Source organism: Steroidobacter sp., from assembly GCF_036406195.1.
Taxonomy (GTDB): Bacteria; Pseudomonadota; Gammaproteobacteria; order Steroidobacterales; family Steroidobacteraceae; genus Steroidobacter.
Map to the genome: position 1 here is coordinate 128,184 of NZ_DASWVW010000001.1, position 19,098 is coordinate 147,281.

The 19,098-nt window shown below is 62.3% G+C and carries 17 protein-coding genes; 8 read left to right on the top strand and 9 right to left on the bottom strand.

The window, feature by feature from the left end:
* Positions 1–13: 13 nt before the first annotated feature.
* The 8 genes from VGE08_RS00495 to VGE08_RS00530 form a co-directional block, all read right to left on the bottom strand.
* Positions 14–2,131 (bottom strand): TonB-dependent receptor, encoded by a 2,118-nt coding sequence (locus VGE08_RS00495; RefSeq protein WP_331065880.1) that lies wholly within the window; start codon positions 2,129–2,131, stop codon positions 14–16.
* Positions 2,132–2,351: 220 nt separating this feature from the next.
* Positions 2,352–3,581, bottom strand: coding sequence for a carbohydrate porin (locus tag VGE08_RS00500; RefSeq protein ID WP_331065881.1), 1,230 nt, complete (start codon positions 3,579–3,581; stop codon positions 2,352–2,354).
* A 52-nt stretch (positions 3,582–3,633) separates the two neighbouring features.
* Positions 3,634–4,530, bottom strand: a complete 897-nt coding sequence (locus VGE08_RS00505; protein WP_331065882.1) for a bile acid:sodium symporter — start codon at positions 4,528–4,530, stop codon at positions 3,634–3,636.
* Between the two features lie 22 nt (positions 4,531–4,552).
* Positions 4,553–6,637, bottom strand: a complete 2,085-nt coding sequence (locus VGE08_RS00510) for a beta-glucosidase (protein WP_349258589.1) — start codon at positions 6,635–6,637, stop codon at positions 4,553–4,555.
* 256 nt (positions 6,638–6,893) lie between these two features.
* A complete protein-coding gene (locus VGE08_RS00515) occupies positions 6,894–8,600 on the bottom strand; it encodes a mechanosensitive ion channel family protein (RefSeq protein WP_331065884.1) in 1,707 nt (568 codons plus the stop codon).
* A 113-nt stretch (positions 8,601–8,713) separates the two neighbouring features.
* Positions 8,714–9,748 carry a helix-turn-helix transcriptional regulator gene (locus tag VGE08_RS00520; protein ID WP_331065885.1) on the bottom strand — a complete coding sequence of 345 codons (1,035 nt, stop codon included), beginning with the start codon at positions 9,746–9,748 and terminating at the stop codon, positions 8,714–8,716.
* Between the two features lie 126 nt (positions 9,749–9,874).
* The gene (locus VGE08_RS00525; RefSeq protein WP_331065886.1) at positions 9,875–10,174 is read right to left on the bottom strand and encodes a hypothetical protein; all 300 of its coding nucleotides are present in this window, start codon (positions 10,172–10,174) and stop codon (positions 9,875–9,877) included.
* Between the two features lie 89 nt (positions 10,175–10,263).
* Positions 10,264–10,500, bottom strand: a complete 237-nt coding sequence (locus VGE08_RS00530; protein ID WP_331065887.1) for a hypothetical protein — start codon at positions 10,498–10,500, stop codon at positions 10,264–10,266.
* Between the two features lie 421 nt (positions 10,501–10,921).
* Between VGE08_RS00530 and VGE08_RS00535 the strand changes: the two genes are divergently transcribed.
* Positions 10,922–11,128 (top strand): hypothetical protein, encoded by a 207-nt coding sequence (locus VGE08_RS00535; RefSeq protein WP_331065888.1) that lies wholly within the window; start codon positions 10,922–10,924, stop codon positions 11,126–11,128.
* Between the two features lie 63 nt (positions 11,129–11,191).
* Here the strand turns inward: VGE08_RS00535 and VGE08_RS00540 are convergent, their stop codons facing one another.
* Entirely contained in the window at positions 11,192–11,437 is a 246-nt protein-coding gene (locus VGE08_RS00540) for a hypothetical protein (protein ID WP_331065889.1), read from the bottom strand.
* 120 nt (positions 11,438–11,557) lie between these two features.
* Here VGE08_RS00540 and hyfB point away from each other — a divergent pair, with 120 nt between their 5' ends.
* The 7 genes from hyfB to VGE08_RS00575 are packed head-to-tail and all read left to right on the top strand — an operon-like array spanning position 11,558 to position 19,088.
* Positions 11,558–13,564, top strand: coding sequence for a hydrogenase 4 subunit B (gene hyfB, locus VGE08_RS00545; RefSeq protein WP_331065890.1), 2,007 nt, complete (start codon positions 11,558–11,560; stop codon positions 13,562–13,564).
* Complete coding sequence (locus VGE08_RS00550) at positions 13,561–14,514, top strand: respiratory chain complex I subunit 1 family protein (protein WP_331065891.1); 954 nt, start codon at positions 13,561–13,563, stop codon at positions 14,512–14,514. Before hyfB ends, VGE08_RS00550 begins: the two co-directional genes overlap by 4 nt.
* Positions 14,511–15,179, top strand: a complete 669-nt coding sequence (locus tag VGE08_RS00555; protein WP_331065892.1) for a hypothetical protein — start codon at positions 14,511–14,513, stop codon at positions 15,177–15,179. The genes VGE08_RS00550 and VGE08_RS00555 overlap by 4 nt, the downstream gene beginning before the upstream one ends.
* Positions 15,180–16,658, top strand: a complete 1,479-nt coding sequence (locus VGE08_RS00560) for a hydrogenase 4 subunit F (RefSeq protein WP_331065893.1) — start codon at positions 15,180–15,182, stop codon at positions 16,656–16,658. It begins immediately after the preceding gene.
* A 1-nt stretch (position 16,659) separates the two neighbouring features.
* Complete coding sequence (locus VGE08_RS00565; protein ID WP_331065894.1) at positions 16,660–18,159, top strand: hypothetical protein; 1,500 nt, start codon at positions 16,660–16,662, stop codon at positions 18,157–18,159.
* Positions 18,160–18,162: 3 nt separating this feature from the next.
* Complete coding sequence (locus VGE08_RS00570; protein ID WP_331065895.1) at positions 18,163–18,684, top strand: NADH-quinone oxidoreductase subunit B family protein; 522 nt, start codon at positions 18,163–18,165, stop codon at positions 18,682–18,684.
* A gap of 5 nt (positions 18,685–18,689) precedes the next feature.
* The gene (locus tag VGE08_RS00575) at positions 18,690–19,088 is read left to right on the top strand and encodes a hypothetical protein (RefSeq protein WP_331065896.1); all 399 of its coding nucleotides are present in this window, start codon (positions 18,690–18,692) and stop codon (positions 19,086–19,088) included.
* Positions 19,089–19,098: the final 10 nt, after the last annotated feature.

Sequence of the window (19,098 nt, forward strand, 5' to 3'; positions counted from 1 at the left end):
TATCGGGGCTGCGTCACAGGCGAATGCGAACCGTGAGGCCGATGGAGCGCGGCTGGATGATGGAATACAGACCCGACGCCAGCAGGTCGGCTTCGGTGATCCCGCGCTCGTCCCAGATGTTCTTGGCGTACAGATATGCCGACCACTTTTCTCCTTCGACGCCGACGCGCAGGTCTCCCGTCTCGTATGCCGGAGCGAGCGAGATTGGATCGTTGTCGAGGCTGCTGTAGGACTTGCCGACTGACTGAACGCTGCCGCGGATCAAGCCTTGCAGTTCGTCACCGATCGGCCATCGATACTGTGCAGTCAGCGCAGCCGTGCGCCGCGGGACGCGCGGGAGCCAGGAGCCCTCAGGCGCTAGTGCGGTATCGACGTCGAGCCGCGCGTGAGTCAGCCCGCCGCTCGCGGAAATCTCCAGGCCCTTTATCGGCCTGATCAACAGTTCCAGCTCGCCGCCCTTGCTGTGCGCCTTGCCGACATTCGCAACGTAGCGAAACTGAAACGGAAGGAACGCGGGGATGACCTGCAGGTCGCGCCAATCGATGTAGTAGACGGCCGCGTTCGCCACCAGTCGGTTGTCGAACCATGCGGTCTTCGCTCCGATCTCGTAGTTCCAGGTGACGTCCGGCTCGAACGTCTCCGGACCGCCGTTGGTCAGCTCGGACGAGGGATTGAAGCCGCCCTGGCGATAGCCCTTAGCCACGATCGTGTAAAGCAGAACGTCCTTGGTGAGGTCGAAGGCCAGGGAGAGCTTCGGCGTCACGACGTCGTTCTCGCCTTCGTCGCGGTTGTGCTCCGGTCCATTCGGGAAGATCAGCGGAATGCCCGACGCAAGACTCTCGCCGGTCAGCTCCTCGCGGAACAGTCGCACGCCGGCGGTGGCTTCCAGCCGATCGGTGAAGCGCCAGGAGACCTCGCCAAACGCCGCCGTCTGTCGGGTCTTGCTGGCGCTGCGATCCTCGACCAGCACCGGCCCGCCGAGCATCGCCGGAAAACTCGGATCGATGAACGCGGCGGTCTGCTGGTAGCGGGCCTCTTTGAAGAACAGCCCGCCAATCCACTGCAGGCGACCGTCGCCGGAGGACGTGAGGCGCAGCTCCTGGGCCGTGATCTCGTCCTCAGCCTGCACGTCCACGCGGGCCATGCCGCCCGCGTTGCGAATAAAATCCACATCGCGCGTGAAGTACGAGCTGGCCGATGTCAGCGTGGCCCAGGGGAACGCATATTCCAGCGTCAGACCGTACTGATAGAAACTGTCGTCCATGGGCTCTTCGATCGGCCGCGCGTTCTGCAAGTCCTCCAGAACCGGGTCCACGCCCGAGAGCCCGCCGGTCGACGTCTTGTTGTAGTTGACCAGTCCGGTGATGGTCAGCCTGTCCGTCGCAAGCAGGCGCGCCGTAACGCGCGCACCCTGCGTCTCGTTCGTGTTCGTGTCCTTGCGGCCCAGCATCACGTTATCCACGTATCCGGCCTCGTCGCGATACATGCCGACCACACGCACACCGAGTTTGTCTTCCACCACCGGCAGGTTGACCATCGCGTTGACGCCATAGCTCTCGCCGCCGCCCTTCACGTCGGCCACGGACAGCTCTGTCTCGGATTCGAACTGGCTGGGATTCGCCTTGTTGGTGATGATGCGGATCGCACCGCCCATGGCGCCTTCGCCGTAGAGAGTCCCCTGCGGCCCGCGCAGCACTTCGATGCGCTCGATGTCGAAAAGCCTGCCCTCGGGATTGCGTCCCTGGTCCTGCACCGGCAGCTCGTCCATGTACAGACCGACGGTCGATACGCCAGTGTTGCTGGCGACGCCGCGAATGATGATGCGACTCTCGCCCGGACCTCTCTGGCTGAAGGACAGTCCCGGAACGAGATTGACGTAGTCGGCGAAGCCGTCGGCGCCGATGTCCTTCAGCTGCGCCTCGCCGAGGGCCATGATGCTCATCGGCACGTCCTGAAGCTTCAGCTCCCGGCGCGTCGCCGTCACGACGATCTCTTCGATGCGGATTTCTTCGGCTTCGGAATCCGTCGCCGCAGGCGCCGCAGCGCTCGCCACGTTCTGAGTCGCAAGACCGGACGAAAACACCAGCGCGGCCACGAGGCCGGGCCTGCCAGGAAATGGGCGCTTCTGCATGAGTTCTCCCCTTTCGCCTGTCGTGCGCAAGCGTGAGGGGACTATACGAACGGGCGTCGGCGCCGAGTTGTGCGAGCTGCTCCAAAAATATCGAGAACGCGACTTTGACGGCTAGACCCGGACCTCCCCGAGCATCTACCGCGAATGGCTGCGGCAAAACTGCCACATCCGGATTTCCACTCGCTCCCCGCCCTGACGGCTGAGACGTCTCCTCACTCGATCAGAATCGAATCGTCGCGCGCAGCCCGGCGACGAACGCGTTGTCTGTGTCACCGAGCGCAGGGTTGACGTACTGCAGATCGGCAGTGAGCATCAGCCACTCGTTGAAGGCGTAGTTGTAGAACGCCTCAATGCCCTGCTCGTCCTGGAAGGCCACCAGCGGATCGATCGCGCTCTGCAGCTCGTCGCTGAAATTGACGTAGAAGTAGCCGAGACCGAATGTGTCGTTCGGGCGGGAATCGAACAGTCCTCTGCCGCCTATCCCGCCCATGATGGAACCCTGGAACGGATTGGGATTGCCGTCACTTGCCGCAGTCTTTAGGAATACTCCCCATGCCTCTGCTGGCTGCTGCGCGCTCTGCCGCAGGTAGTAAACAAACTGGACACCCAAGAACCAGGAATGATCCTTGTCGCCTGTTCGCAGATCCGCGGGCAGCAGCAGCTCACCGAGATTTGCGCCGTCCTTGGTGCTGTAGGTGCCGGTCAGAGTCACGCCGCTCGCATGCCCGAAAATCTCACCCGCGTAGCTGGCCGAGACGGAGACGTTGATGCCGCTGCCGAAAAAATCGTCGGGCCAGTAATCGCGGGTGCGGTCGTCAGGCTCGAAGACCATCAACGTCCAGTTGATTGGCTCGGCCCTGATGGTGGCTACCGCGCCCATGATGACTGCGGGCGTCACTCCGCTGGGGGGCGCCGAGAACGCCATGTTGAGGAAGCGGCTTCGGCCGCCACCGCCGAAGAACGGATCCGCCTCGATCAGATCGAGAGCATTGATCCTGCCAATGAGTAGATTGATGCGATCGCCCAATCGTTGCGCGAGGTGAATGGAAGTCACGATGACTTCTTCGTGTGCGCCCGTCGGAAGAAGCAAGCTGGCATTCGTAGCGATCAGTGTTCCGCCAAGGTTGGAACTCAGATCCCCGTAGCGATATTCCGTGTGCGTGCGAAGCAGGCCTCCTTTCCACAGTCCCAGCTTGCCCGTATCGAAATTCACGAATGCATCGAGTCGGCCGGCATAGTCGAAATCATCGTCGCCCGAGCCGGACAGCAACCCCTGGTAATAGTGCGCGGATTCAAGGTCGACTGTCATACCGCGCTGGTACAGCCTGGCGCGCGCGCCTCCCCAATCACCTGTGAGACGATCCGAGAACGATGACTCAGCCAATGCTGCCGAGCCGAACATGGCCGCCACAACGCAAGTCAACGAGTACACAGGCACCTTATTCTCCATGCTGTGCTCCTCACTGGTCGTTCTGGCGAGCGAACGCTTAGTGCGCACGAGCTTAGTGCGCACGAGCCGGCGGCTGACCGTGTCCCGCCGTACCCACTGCTGCGCGCCGCCGCTTGCGCCACAATTTGTACGGCACAACTGCCAACTCACTGACGAGAACTGCAAGCAATACACCGATCGGAGCCAACCGTTCGTCGGTGAGTGTCGCGACGGCAACCGCGACGCCGGGGTGACGCGACACTGTTGCAAACGCAAGCACCGTCCTATCGTCCGCCCCGGGTCCGCCGAGAAAATGACCGATCGCAAGTCCGGCGAGCGTCATCAGAGCGATTGCCGTCAGTGTGCCTTCGCGAACGATGGACGTCATGACCGGCCATGCAGCGACGAGGATCGGCACGGCACATGCGAGTAGCACCAGCCCGCTCACCTTCTGCATGGCAGGCACCCACCGCCGTGCTTCCGGTCGCCAATGCGCAAGAGCCAATCCCAAGCCAAGCGGCAGCAGCACCGAACTGACGAGGACCCGGATGACGGTAAGCGGACTGACATGCACGATCTCGCCGTCGCCGAAGAGCCTTTGAATCACCTCGACAGCGACAGGAGTGAGGATCACCGACAACACGGTGCTCGCAAAGAACAGTCCTCGCGCGTAAGCGGGATTGTCCGGCGCAATCAGCGGCAGCATCGCCTTCGAGAACATTGCACCGACCGGGGCGATCGACAGCGTCACGAGCCCCACGATCACAGCCGGATGCAGCGAGAATGTCTTGCAGACGATGACGGCGACGAGCGGCCAAAGCACATTCATCGCCAGCAGCGAACGGATGAGCCGTGAAGGCCTGCTCAGCACACAAGACAAGTCCGCCGGCAGTACCCGCATGCCGATCGTCAGCACCGTCAGGAAGATGCTGAGCGTGAGCCCCAACATGACCAACGTCTGGATGCTCATACGGACCTCCTCAGCCGCGGCTTCAAGGGCCGAACTGCCGTCCCTGCAAATGTGACTCCGAGGCCAACGAGAGGTCGATCGCAGACTTACCGAGCGCGACGCGATGCACGCCGTCGGTGACCTGCCACTTGCCGCTCTTGCCATCGAAACGCGCCAGCAACCGAGGATCGGCCTTGATCGATACGCGTCGCATCTCACCGGGCCCGAGCTCGACGCGTTCGAAGCCAAGCAAGCGCATTCGCTCCTCGCCGGGCGCGCTGGTGAGATAGAGCTGCGGCACGTCGGCTCCCTCACGCTGGCCTGTGTTCGTCACCGTGAAGCTCGCAGTGATCGTATCGCCCCCTTCGACTTCCAGGTCCTTGTAGTCGAAGGTGGTGTAGCTCAGCCCGTGTCCGAACGCGTAGAGCGGCTTCCGCCTCTTCTGCGCGAACCAGCGGTAACCGACTTCAGCGCCTTCGTTGTACTCGATCGTGACAGCGCTGCCCCAAGGCGTTCCGAGGCAGGGCAACTCGGGCCGCGGCGTTTGACCGAGGCTCTCAGGAAACGTGACGGGCAGACGACCGGACGGGTTGACGTGACCCGCGAGCACCTCGGCGATCGCGCGCGCACCCGCCTGCCCCGGATACCACGCTTCGACAATCGCCTTGACTTTGTCTCGCCATGGCATCGAGACGGGATTGCCGGTCTCGAGCACGACAACGGTGTTTGGATTGGCTGTTGCGACTGCATCGATCACCGCGTCCTGGCCCCACGGCAGCGACAGATCCACGCTGTCGAAGCCTTCACCTTCGACTCGAATACCGAAGGCGATCACCACATCCGAACGCCTCGCCGTCAATGCCGCTTCCGCAGGCGTGTAGCCGGGGTCGAAGTCGAACTGCGCCTTCGGCAACGCTCTCTTCAGCTCATCGAGCGGAGATGGCGCAAACAGGTGCAGGTTGCGATGCTTGCCCATGACGCCTGCGCCGCCGATCTTGACGACACCAGCAAAGCCCCCGACCGGCATGACAGCGCCAGAGCCCGTCCCGCTGATCACGCCCTGCTGAGCATAGCCGCCGATCACTGCGATCTTGAGCGGCTTGTCGGTCGCCAGCGGCAACGCTGCCTCGTTCTTCAGCAGCACGATGCCCTGACGCGCAGCTTCAAGTGCAATCGCATTCTGTTGATCCATGTCGACCTTCGGAGCTGGTCCCCACTTGTCCACACCCACGGCGAACAGCGAGCGCAGGATTCGGTGCACCATGTCTGAGAGGCGCTCTTTGGGAAACTTGCCTTTGGCGTAGGCATCCCTGAGATCATCGGTGAACGGCTCCTTCCCCCACAGCATCCGATCGGCCTGGACACCCGACTCCTGATCGAGTCCGCGCAACGCAAACTCCCATTGCGGTGTGGCGCCCCAGTCGGACATCACCCAACCCCTGTAGCCCCAAGCGTCCTTGAGCACCTCGTTGAGCAGATGATGATTGCCGCCGGCGTGTTCGCCGTTGATCTTGTTGTAGCCGCTCATGATCGAGCCGGGCTGAGAACGCTCGATTGCGATCTGAAAGGTGAGCAGATCGGCTTCCCGGTGCGCCGCCGGATCGATGAGCGCATCGAGCCAATGTCGATTGGTCTCGTTGCAGTTGAGCGAATAGTGCTTGAGTGTAGAGACGACGCCCTGACTCTGAATGCCGTTCACCTGCTCGGCCGCGAGCACCGCACTCAGGTAGGGATCTTCGGAGAAGTACTCGAAGTTCCGCCCATTGCGTGGATCGCGCGCCAGGTTGCATCCACCGGCGAGTTGCACGTTGAATCCCCGAATGCGCGCCTCGCGCGCAATCGCTTCACCATCCTTTCTCACCAGCTCGGGATTGAAGCTCGAACCGAGCGCGATCAATGAAGGAAATGCAGTCGCGCCTTCGTCATCGGGCCGGTAGCCGGGATTCGTGACTCCCATGCTGGCGTCCGAGCTTTGTATTGCGGGAATGCCAAGCCTCGGGACACCCGGGGTATAACCCGCGCTCATCTTCAAGTCCTTCGGGATTCGCGCATCCCTCGGGCCCACTGAGCTGCCGGGCATGTAGCCCATTACGCTGATGATGAGCGAGAACCGCTCGTCATCAGTCATCTGCTGCTCGATCTCTCGCGCACGGGCATCGACGGCATCGAGTGTTTCTTGTCGGAGCGATGCGGTGGAAATCGTCGTGCTGGCGTCTGGTGTTTCAGCACCTCGCACCGTGCGTGCCGAGTCCGGATTTCCAGAATCAGTTCCAGGTACCTGCGTAGTAGACATTTTGATCACCTCAGAACGTCGCAATGAAATGTTGCGCCTGTCGGCGTCTGCGTCACGGTCGAGAGGAACGCACGCTCCTCATCCTCGAAGCTCATCGGCTCGCTGCGAGCGCATCGCTGTCGATGCGGGTGCCTTTGGTCGAAGGCGACGCTCGCGTCTCCAGGCGAGCGCCGGCTTCGTGCGAAATGAGCGTATCCGCACGGACATCTGCGCCTGGCGTCTCGTCCATGTAGATAAACTGCGTGGGCTGGGCAAAACCGCTGCCCTCCGCGTGGATCAGGGCCGCGATCTCGAGCAGGAGCCCTTCCCGTATCTCGAGAAACCTGGGGACATCGTCGGTCAAGACGTAGGCGAACAGCTCCAGCTCGATTGCCTCTGGCGCGAAATCGACCAGACGGATGCGAGAGGTGCCGCGCTCGATGTTCGAGCTCTCGGCCAGGAGCTTGCTTGCTCCCGCCAGGATGCGACGCAACTGCTCGGGCCGCGTTCCATGCTGAAGTCTCAGGATGCTTTGCGCGAGGATCTTCTCGCGCGTGGCGAAGTTCTCGATTCCTTCCTGCGCCAGCACGCCGGCGGGCACCGACACGAGGGAGTTGTCGAGCGTGCGAATTCGCACCGAACGCAACGTGATGTCCTCGATCCAACCGAGTCGGTTCGAGATGCTGCACAGATCGCCGACCGCGATCGCCCGGTCACTCAGCATGAACACGCCCCCGAGCAGGTTCTCGACGGTTCGTTGTGCCCCGAGGGCCAGGGCGATGCCAACGATGCCGAACGCCGCAAGTGCGGTCTTCGGCTCGACACCGACGATCAACAGGATCGCGACTGTCGCCGCGACGATGACGAGCGCCTTCATCATTCGCTCGCCGAGCAACATGAGCGAGCGAGTGCTCGCGCGATTCCTGCCGGCCGCCAGTGCTCGAGCCCGCGCGAAGCCAAGTGTCAGTAGCCGAGGCAACAGCCACGTCAACGTGATGGCCAGAAGCAGGAACGCCAATCGCGCATAGCCGAGACGAAATGCCAAAGGCAGCCCGACCATCGGCAAGGAAGCCATATGAATGACTACCGTCAAGCTTGCGATGACGGGCCAACGCAGGTCGGCGTACCAGATGTCGAGCTCGCGCATGCGAGCGTCGTCGCCGACGATTCTTCTCGCTATCAAGACGCAGAACGCTGCCAGCAGCGCAAGCAACGCGAAAGGCACGAGGAGCGAGGCTGCGAACACACTCCAATGCGCCAGCGAAACGCCGAACAGTTCGTGGTGGATGAGCGACGCCGGCATCGTGCGCTCGATCCAGCTCCGGTCACTGGAATTGCGCAGCGACGGAATCATGGCGAGCGTTTCGGACGAGATCAGCCAGATCGACCCGGCTTGCGGGTCGGACACGCGGCGCAGCTCGATGTCGACCTTTCGGCCGCCGACGGCGAGCGGTCCGATGCGCTCACGGTCGATCGGCAATCCATCGTCCAGCGCGCCGCTAGGGGAGTCGCTGATGTTCGTGAGCGCCTGAGTGAAATGGTCATCCATCAGCTCCCGTAGATCGCGCGCGAGCTCCGCGGCGTTTCGGCGTTGCTCTTCCGATACCTGCATGTACCGCGCGGCAAAAGCATAGTCCTCACGGCTTGCCGCTCGTATGAATGCAACGATCGCGGTCCGCGGCGAAGTACGACCGAACGCGTCTTCGACAAGCTCTGGAGTGGGCGACACCGTGTCCCTCGATGTTTCCGACGCGCGGATCTGAGCAGCTGCCGACGGAGCAACCGCGATCAACAGCAGCACGGTCCAGAATGGGTGCATTCGGCTCGTCACAACGCGAATGACTCTCAGCGTCTCCACTGAGCGAACAGAGACCGTAATCGACGGCAGGGTGATGAGGGAAGCCGGCGGCGCCGATTCACCCGGGTGAATCGTTATGATTGCAGCGCAGTTGTCCCTGCGGCCTTGACCGCATCCACTCGCGAGGAGACTCCGAGTTTGCGATAGATCGCACGCCTGTGTGATCTCACCGTGTTCGTGGACAGGAATAGCTCGCGTCCGATCTCGCTGAGGCTCAGATCGCTCGCGAGCAGTCGCAGGACGCGCAGCTCCGCATCGCTAAGAGCGCGCGCAGCTCGCCCGCGGCGTACTGCTTCTGCGTACAAGTCGGGCAGCACGCCGGCATCGTGATGCTCCGCAAGCATCACCTCCGTCTCCTCGATGTGCGCTGCCGATTGCACGCCTAGGAGTTCGGCGGCAACGTCCACATCGCCACTGGCCTGCGCGTGTGCCACTGCGCGCCCGCTCAGTCCGTGATCGCGATACCAGCGCCACGCCCGCCGATGTAGTTCAGGCACGAGATCCGGCGCCTGGCGGGCCAGCTCTGCACGTAAGTACTGAGCAAACAGATGGTGATAGCGGTAAATCAATTGCTCCTCGTCCACCGGCACGACGAAAAGATTGCTGCGCTCGATCTGTCGCAGCTTGATGGCGGCGTCCGTGTCGCCTGTGAGCTCGTCGCAGAGCGAAGGCGTCAGCTCGTCCAGCACGCAGGTGCGAAGCAGAAACGTATTGACCTCTTGTGGTTGCCGACCGAGCACATCCTCGCTGAGGAAATCAGCGACATGCCGGCTCGTGCCCGCGAAGCGATCGACGAAGTGTTCGGGATGCGGTCGATCACGTAACGACAGCGCCGCCAGATACAAGGCAGCCGGCCAACCTTCCGTCCGCTCCACGAGCTTCGCGACGAGGTCCTCGGTCAAGTGCACTTGGGCAGCAGCCAACACCGCGCGTGCTTCGGCATGCTCGAGCGCCAGCTCTGCCGCACGTAGTTCGAGTAGCCGGCCGTGCGCACGCCAACTCGCAAGCGGCAGCGGCGGGTCGGTCCTCGTTGCGAGTGCAAGCTGGCATCCGACCGGCAACCGCTCCGCTAGATAGTTGATTGCTGCGTAACAGCGCCTTTCAGTCACCAGGTGTAGATCGTCGAAGACCAGCACGAACGATCGGCGGCTTGCGGCGCAGGTCGAAATGAGGGAAGGCAGCAGGATCTCTTCCAGCGGCGGCTCGGGGTCGCTCAGGCCATCGGCAACCGAGGGCTAGAGCCGAACGATCGGATCGAGTGCGGCGAGCACGTTCGTCACAAATGAAATTGGATCGTCGTCGGCGGCTTCGAGCGTCACCCACGCAAACGCTCTCTCGTCACGCTCACGCCAGAGCGCGAGCGCGGTCGTCTTGCCATACCCCGCTGGCGCGGAGACGAGCACGACAGGCGGACAGGTTGCAGACGTGAGACTGTCGATCAGGATCGGCCGATCGACGATTCCAGGCCTCAATGGCGGTGCAAACAGCTTGGTCGCTGCGACTGGCCGACGCGCGGTGACCCTACTTGCACGCAACGAAGGAGCCGCCGCCTCCGGTCGTACACAAGAAGTTTGCGTATCCACGCGAGGTCGCGGCCCTTATGTGGGCCATGCCTCCTGTGGAGTCAGGGCTCGATGGAGACGCTCACGAATGCCGCGCCAAGATCGCGCAGACGCCCGAGCAAACCGAACAATTCCGCGTCGTCGCGCACCTTGGCTGTAATGTGAGTCTTGCCCCAGGCGACTGCGATCTCGCATTCGGGCAGCGCCGCCGAGAGCAGCGGACCGAACTCGCCATGCACGACAATGCGTCCGGTCCGACGTTGAGCAGAGGGGTTGCCGCTCGATTGATGGCGATCCATTCCAGAGGTTGTAGCCCCAACAAGGGTGAAAGCGCGCATCCCATGCGCGATTCATCCGGGTGAAGAAGAACTGCATAAGCTCTCCCTGCGCGAGTGCGCTCAAGACAAGCAGCTGTTTGCTTCGCGCATCACCCCGCTAACAAACCATTTGCGCGGGGACACCTCCGGGCGCGTCCAGCAACTCGCCAGCATTCAAAATCAGACGGCGGAGCGAGCGCCATTCGTAATAGGTGCACCAGGCGCTTGGCCCGAAAGCGACGCATCAACCCATTTTGTCGCAAGGCACCGCAACTGGCTGATAGGCATCATTCGATCGATGAAGGCTTCGGTATCCCGTGTCTCGCGCAGGTGGGCGAGCACAGCGCGCAGGGCAGCGAGTGAAATCACCAGCCGCGCACCGAAAGCGTCATGACAACCCGGGATGATCGCCCCGTTTCGCGATTCACGAGATCAACAAGCCGTACCTGGATTTCAACAAGGACATCGTCGACACCAACGGCCGTGGCGGCCCGTTCGTCAAGGCCGCTGGCATCGCGCCAGCTTCGGCGGCACCGGCATGGCCACGCGCCTCGCCATCAATCCGCGCCCGGAAGGAATGCACGACTTCCAGCCGCCGGAGAACGACTGAACGCTCGCTACACCAGGGCTTCTTGATCCCCCAGGCACGATCGCGTCGCCCTACCCGCGAGCTTCATCGACCGGCACTACGGCGGCGCGTGGCGCTGCGATTCATCCGGGCGACGCCCGGGCTCTCCTCGGAGGGAGTCCATGGTTTGCCGGTGCGCTCCTCGATGTACCGGCGCAGCAAACGACGCACGACCTGCGAGGGCGTAGCGTCCTCTTCCGCGCACAGCCGCTCAAACAACTCTTTTTTTCTGGGATCGATCAGGATGGTCAGTCGCGCGGTGCGCTCTTCGATGGCCAACGGCAGTATCATCCAGTGACAATAGGATTTGCATGACATTATAATGAAACGCACATCGTCGCAATCGACTTTTGCCTGACGGGCCATGAGACAGGTCATGAGCGGACACATGCTGACGAGATTCGGTGTTCTGTGACGCAGGCGCTGACTTCGCCATTGACGGTGTGCCTGTTGCTCCTGTCCGGCTGGGGCATCGTCGGACTCGCGGGACTGATCCGGCCCGCCAGTGTCGCCTTCGCAGGGCGGACGCTGTTTCCGTTGGGTGCAATCCTCGGCGCGGTGCTCGCTTATGTGGCCGCAACGAGTCTTACCGCGCCAGCCGAACAGCTCGAGCTGATCGTCGGTTTGCCGGATCTTCCCATGCATTTTCGTCTCGATGCGCTGTCGAGCGCATTTCTGTTTCTGCTGGGCTCGGCTGTCACCGGCATTTCGATCTTTGCCGCAGGTTATTTCCGGCAGGGTGAAGGCACTGCGCCGGGCCTGCTCTGTCTGCAATATCACTTGTTCGTTGCCAGCATGGGCGTCGTACTGCTGGCCGACGACGCATACAGCTTCATGCTGGCGTGGGAAACGATGGCGTTGTCATCGTACTTCCTGGTCACGACACAACATCGCATTCCGGACATCCGCCGCGCCGGCTTTCTTTATCTGCTCATCGCACACGTCGGCGCGATCGGCATCCTGCTGAGCTTCGGCGTCATGCAGGGCGGCAGTTGGCAATTCACTTTCGATGCCATGCGCGCCGCGCAGCTCGATCCGTCCTGGGCTGCGCTCGCATTCCTGCTCGCGCTGTTCGGCTTCGGCGCGAAAGCAGGCCTGGTGCCGATGCACGTATGGCTGCCCGAAGCGCATCCGGCAGCACCCTCGCCGGTCTCCGCCCTCATGAGCGGCGTGATGTTGAAAACGGCGCTGTACGGGATGTTGCGCATTACTTTCGACCTGCTGGGCGACCCCGCATGGTGGTGGGGACTCACTCTGCTTGCGCTCGGCCTGTTCAGCGCCCTGTATGGCGTAATCTTCGCCGCGGCTCAGACCGACATGAAGCGTCTGTTGGCGTATTCCTCCATCGAAAATATCGGGATCCTGTTCTCGGGCGTCGGATTGACCATTGTGTTCGCCGGCACAGGGATGGGTACCGCAGCGTCGCTTGCACTGATTGCCGTGCTGTACCACGCCATCAATCATGCATTCATGAAGAGTCTGCTGTTCCTGGGAACCGGCGCAGTGTTGCACGCCACCGGGCAACGCAACCTGGGGCGACTCGGTGGACTGATCCATCGGATGCCGGGGGTTGCCTGGCTGACGCTGGTCGGGACGCTTGCGATCGCCGGACTACCGCCGCTCAACGGGTTCGTGTCGGAATGGTTGCTGCTGCAATCGTTCCTGTTCTCCAGTGAAATACCAAGGCCGTTCATCAACATGCTGTTGCCGTTGGGGGCCGCGCTGCTCGTGCTCGCTGCCGCGCTCGCCGGCTACGTGATGGTGAAGTTCTTCGGCGTGATCTTTCTGGGTCAACCACGCGAGGCCGCTCTGCAGGAAGCTCACGACGCCGGCAAAATCGAACGCGCTGGCCTCGCCTGGCTCGCGATCGGATGCGTGCTGCTCGGGCTCCTGCCGATGCAGATCATTCCATTGCTGAGCCACGTGACCGGCTCCCTGGGATTCACTGAGATCGCACTCGAGAACAGCACGTGGTGGCTGCTCGCGCCACTGCCAGAGCGGCAAGCATCCTATGCCCCGCTGGTGTTCTTTGCGGTGATCCTGCTCGTGGTCGTGCTGACGATCGCGGCGGTACGCTACTTTTATCATCAACGCGTGCGCCCCAGTGTGCCCTGGGATTGTGGATTCGGACGCCTGAACAGCCGCATGCAGGACACCGCGGAGGGATTCGGACAACCGATTCGCCACCTGTTCAATCCCTTCTTTGCCATGGAGCGCGAGCTGCCGACTCCCTTCGATCAGGCACCGCGCTACCGAGTCGTCATCGGTGATCGCATCTGGCGGGGGCTCTACCTGCCTTTGGCCGGGCTGGTGCGTCGTGCCGCGGATACCGTCGCCTGGTTGCAGCAGGGACGCATCGCGACTTATTTGTTGTACAGCTTTGTCACGCTCGTCGTGCTGCTGGCGCTGATGTTATGAATGCGTTCGACTGGATTGCGCAGATCCTCGGGATACTTGCTGCCGTGCTGGCGGCGCCGCTGTTTCTCGGCTGGGTAAATCAATGGCGCGCCTGGCTGCAGAACAAGTCCGCGCCCAGCATCCTGCTGCCATACCGCGGCATCCGCAAGTTGTTTCATAAGGACGCGGTCATCGCAGCCAACGCTTCGCAACTGTTCCGCTTCGCCCCGTACGTGGTCTTTGGCGCGATGGTAACCGCCGCTGCGATCATCCCATCAATCGCCACACGCCTGCCATTCGCGCGAGCCGCCGATGCCATCGCACTCGTCGGCCTGTTTGCAACGGCACGCGTATTCGTATCGCTCGCCGCCATGGACGTCGGCACGGCCTTCGGCACGCTCGGCGCGCGACGAGAAATGATGATCGGCTTTCTGGCCGAGCCCGCGCTGCTGATGGTGATCTTCGTCGCGTCACTGATCAACGCGACGACGGCGCTGCCCCGGATCTCGGAGCTGTTGGCAACGCAGTCGCTGGCGCTCCATCCGAGCCTGGCCTTCACCGCGGTGGCGTTCACAATGGTGCTGCTCGCCGAGAATGCCCGCATCCCGGTCGACAATCCGGCGACGCATCTGGAGCTCACCATGATTCACGAGGCTCTGTTGCTCGAGTACTCCGCACGCCATCTGGCGTTGATGGAATGGGCTGCCGCGCTCAAGCTCTTCAACTATGTCTGCATCGGCTTCGCACTATTCATTCCCTGGGGAATGACTACCGGCCACACGCCGCTCGGGCTCGCCGCGGCGTTACTGTTCCTGGGGCTGAAACTTGCCGTGGCCGGCATCGGCATCGCGCTGATTGAAACCGTATCGGCAAAACTGCGCGTGTTTCGGGCACCAGAGTTTCTCGCCACGGCTTTTCTATTTGCAGTGCTCGGACTGCTGGTGCGCTTGCTGCTGGGAACGTCAGCATGAACGAGCTGCCCCTCGACCTGCAGATCCTGAACACACTGGCGGGGTTGCTGCTGCTGATCTCCTTCGCGATGCTGTCCCAGCGCCGTATCGTCACTCTGGTCAAGCTTCTGGCGGTGCAAGGCGCATTGCTGTGTATCGCGACGCTGCTGCTCGCCCTGCGCACGGGCGCCCATCACTTGTATCTGTCCGCGGTGCTGACACTCGCACTGAAAGTGATTTTCTTGCCGTGGCTGCTGCACCGGCTGATTCGCCGCCTCGGGGTGTACTGGGATACCGAGCCCCTGCTCAACACGACCGGGACGATGCTCTTCGGCGTGCTGGTCGTCGTATTTTCATTCGGGCTGGCCCAGCCGATCGCGGCACTCGCCAGCACGGCGACACGCAATGCCATCGGTATCGCCGTCGCCGTGGTGCTGATCGCCTTCATGATGATGATCACGCGTCGCAAGGCAACGTCGCAGGTCGTCGGCTTTCTGTCGATGGAGAACGGCTTGTTCTTCGGCGCCATGAGCGCGACCTACGGCATGCCGATGGTCGTGGAGTTTGGCGTGGCGCTGGACGTGTTGGTCGCGATGCTGGTGCTGGGCGTGTTCTTCTTCCAGATACGGGAGCAGTTCGACAGCCTGGATCTGAAGCACCTGGAATCGCTGAAGGAGGAGCAGTAGGTGTCGGTCACGCCCACGTTGATCAGTTTCGGCGTTCTGCTCGGCGCTCCGCTACTCGGCGCGCTCACGCTGGGCTTGCTGGGTGCCAGACGCTGGGCGCCGGGTCTGAACGTTGCATTCTCCTTGCTCACGTTTCTCGCCGCGTGCGCGCTCACGTCTCGGATCATCACCCATGGGAATGTGGTGCTGATGGCCGAGCAGTTCTTCATCGACGCGTTCAACGTCTTTCTGGTGACGCTCACGGCGTTCGTCGGTCTGACGACCTCGCTGTTCTCACGTCCCTACATGCGCATCGAGGCCGAGCGTGGCCACGTCAGCTCGCCGCAACTGCGGCTGTACCACAGCATGTATCAGCTGTTCATGGCGACGATGCTGATCGCGCTGACGACCAACAATCTCGGGCTGATGTGGGTGGCCATGGAGGCGGCAACGTTGTCGACGGTGCTGCTCGTGACCTTGTATCGCACCCCGGCCAGCCTGGAGGCGGGTTGGAAATACTTCATTCTGTGCGGCGTGGGTATCGCGCAGGCGCTGTTCGGAACGATCCTGCTGTATTTCGCCGCGGAAAAGATCCTGGGTGCCGAAGGCGTCAGCGCCCTGCTCTGGACGCATCTGAACGTCGTGAAGTCGCAACTGGAGCCCGCGGTGCTGAGTCTGGCATTCGTGTTTCTGCTGGTGGGCTATGGCACCAAGGTGGGACTGGCCCCGCTGCACAACTGGTTGCCCGATGCGCACGCCGAAGGCCCGACGCCGATCTCGGCGGTGCTGTCGGGATTGTTGCTCAACGTGGCGATGTACGCCGTCGTCCGCTGCAAGGTGCTGGTCGAAGGCTCGCTGCAGTCGAGCCTGCCTGGACGCATGCTGATGGGCTTCGGCCTGTTGTCCGTCGTGCTGGCGGCGTTCTTCCTCTGGCGCCAGCGCGATATCAAACGTTTGTTCGCCTACTCCTCCATCGAGCACATGGGCATCATCACCTTCGCGTTCGGCATGGGCGGGGCGGTGGCGAACTTCGCGGCGCTGCTGCACATGACCGTGCATTCGCTGACCAAATCGGCGATTTTCTTTGCGGTCGGGCACGCCACGCAGAAGGCCGGTTCACAGCTCATGGAAGACATTCGCGGCCTCATCACGCTCAGCCCCACCGTCGGCTGGGGCTTGATGATGGGCTCGCTGGCCATTCTCGGCATGCCACCCTTCGGCGTGTTCGCCAGCGAATTTCTGATTCTCACCACCGCGATGAAGCAACAGCCCTGGGCGACACCGATCCTGCTGCTGGCGCTGGGCGTGGCGTTCGCGGCGATCTTCAGTCGTGTTCAGCCCATGGTGTTCGGCGAGACGACTGTCAAACGATTGCCGCATCCACCAGCGTTGATACCGGTCTTCACGCACCTCGCGCTGGTGTTGATGTTGGGTGTGTTCATCCCGCCGTATCTCGCCGATTGGTATCGCGCAGCGGCGCGCTTGATCGGAGGTGAGTGAGATGGCGCCGAACATGCGGGCGCTCACTGTAGATCAGGAAGAATGGCGTCGAGCCGTTGAGAAGGTTGCCGCCGGCGGCGGACGATTGCTGTCCATGTGGGCGACACGCGACGCGGACGGCAGGCATTGGGTGCGAGCGGCATTCGTAGACGCTGCTGGCGTACTCCTGCTCAATCTACACCTTCCCGCCTCGGATGTTTCCTATCACGGCATCGAGACATCGTTTCCAAGCGCCAGTCGCATGCAGCGCGCAATCGCCGATCTGTCCGGCGTGCGTAGTACCGATGTCGATCGGCGCCGCTGGCTGCGTCACTCCGCATGGCCGGACAGCTTTCATCCTCTGAGCGACGACGCCATTCCCGATCCACTGTCCCCGCCGGCCATGGACGACTATCCATTTGTGCGCGTCGCGGGCGAAGGCGTTCACGAAATTCCCGTCGGCCCGGTGCACGCAGGCATCATCGAACCCGGCCATTTCCGCTTCTCCGTTGTGGGCGAAAAGGTACTCAGGCTCGAAGAACGCCTCGGTTACACACACAAGGGCATCGAGCGGCGCTTCTCCGAGATGCCCTTGCTCGAAGGCCACAAACTCGCGGCACGGGTCTCAGGCGATTCAGCTGTCGCGTTCTCGTGGGCGTACTGTCAGGCGCTCGAAAGCATGAGCGCAACCACGTGGGTGCCGCCGCGTGCAACGTGGTTACGGGCACTGGCACTCGAGTTGGAGCGGCTGGCGAATCACCTGGGCGATCTGGGGGCACTCGGCAACGACGCGGGCTTCGCCTTCGGACTCGCGCAGTTTTCCCGGCTCAAGGAACAACTGCTGCGCGCCACCGAGCAAGCGTTGGGACAACGCTACCTGATGGATTTCGTCGTGCCGGGAGGTACGCGCGTCGATCTCTCCCCCACCGGTGCCGCGTGTTTGATCGATTGCCTCCAGTCCATCGCCGTGGAAGTCGAATCGCTACGCGTGATCTACGACGAGCACGCCGGCTTGCGCGATCGCTTCACCGGAGCGGGCGTTGTCACACCCGAACTGGCCGCGAGACTCGGGCTGACAGGTCTGGCGGGCCGTGCCAGTGGCCAGAGTTTCGATCTGCGCTGTGATCTGCCGTGCGATCCGTACGCCGATCTGGCGCCGAAGAAAATCACGCGCGCCGAGGGAGACGTTGCTGCCCGCGTGGCCGTGCGATTCGATGAGTTCGCCGAATCGATCCGGCTCGTCACGCAGATCGTGCAACATCTGCCCGAAGGCGGCCATCGCAGGCCGCTGTCCGTCCCGGCGGCGGGATCGTTGGGCATCGGGCTCATCGAGGGGTGGCGCGGCCCCGTACTGCTCGCGCTGGATGCCGGCGAGGCGGGAAAAATCTGCCGCTGTCATCCGCACGATCCGTCGTGGCACAACTGGCCGGTGCTCGAGCACGCGATCATCGACAACATCGTGCCGGACTTTCCGCTCATCAATAAGTCGTTCAATCTGTCCTATAGCGGACACGATCTATAAGCCATGTGGAAGACGCTTCGACAGATTCATCGAGCCGGAATTCCCACGGAACCGCCACCCTCCAGTGACGATACGCTGCGCGTCGCCGAAATGTTACAGGCACGCATCCTCGAGGTGTTGGGTCGCGCACTATGCATTCGTGCTGTCGACGCCGGTTCGTGCAATGGCTGCGAATTGGAGATGCATGCGCTCGGCAATCCTTTCTACAATCTCGAAGGCCTTGGCATCCGTTTCGTCGCCAGCCCGCGCCATGCGGACATGCTGCTCGTTACCGGGCCGGTTTCCAGGAATATGGAAGTGGCGCTGCGGCGAACCTATGACGCGACACCGGACCCGAAATTGGTCGTTGCGATCGGCGACTGTGGCTGCACCGGAGGAATTTTCGGTGAAAGCTACGCCACCCGAGGCCGCGTTTCGAATGTCATACCGGTCGATGTGGTCGTGCCAGGATGTCCGCCGAACCCTCGCCAGATCCTCGCCGGCATTCTCACAGCGATCTCCAAGGCGGCGCCTGCAGGTGCCTGACAGCCATGCGAGCGCAGCACCCCAACCTGTTCCCCGTACTGCTGTACCTCGAGCTGAAGCTGGACAACCCGGCGCGGCTTGCGGCGGAATTGCATGCTGCCGGATTCAACAATCGTGTCGAAACAACCGCCGATCGGGCCGTGAAAGCGTTGCAGACATCTTTCTTCTTTGCCGTGGTCGTGGCCGTGGACCTGACCAACGAGAAGAGCCTTGCGACCCTGCGGATGCTGCGTCGGAAAGCGCACCGATCCTGGTTGATCGTGGCCGCACCACAGTGCGATGCTCACACCTGCGATCTCATTCATCGCCAGGGCGGTGACGCGTGTATTCCCTTGCCGATCTCCAGCGACGACCTGATCGCTCGTCTGGACGCATTTCAATCGCGCGAGCGTCCGTCCTTCTAACCCAACCCGT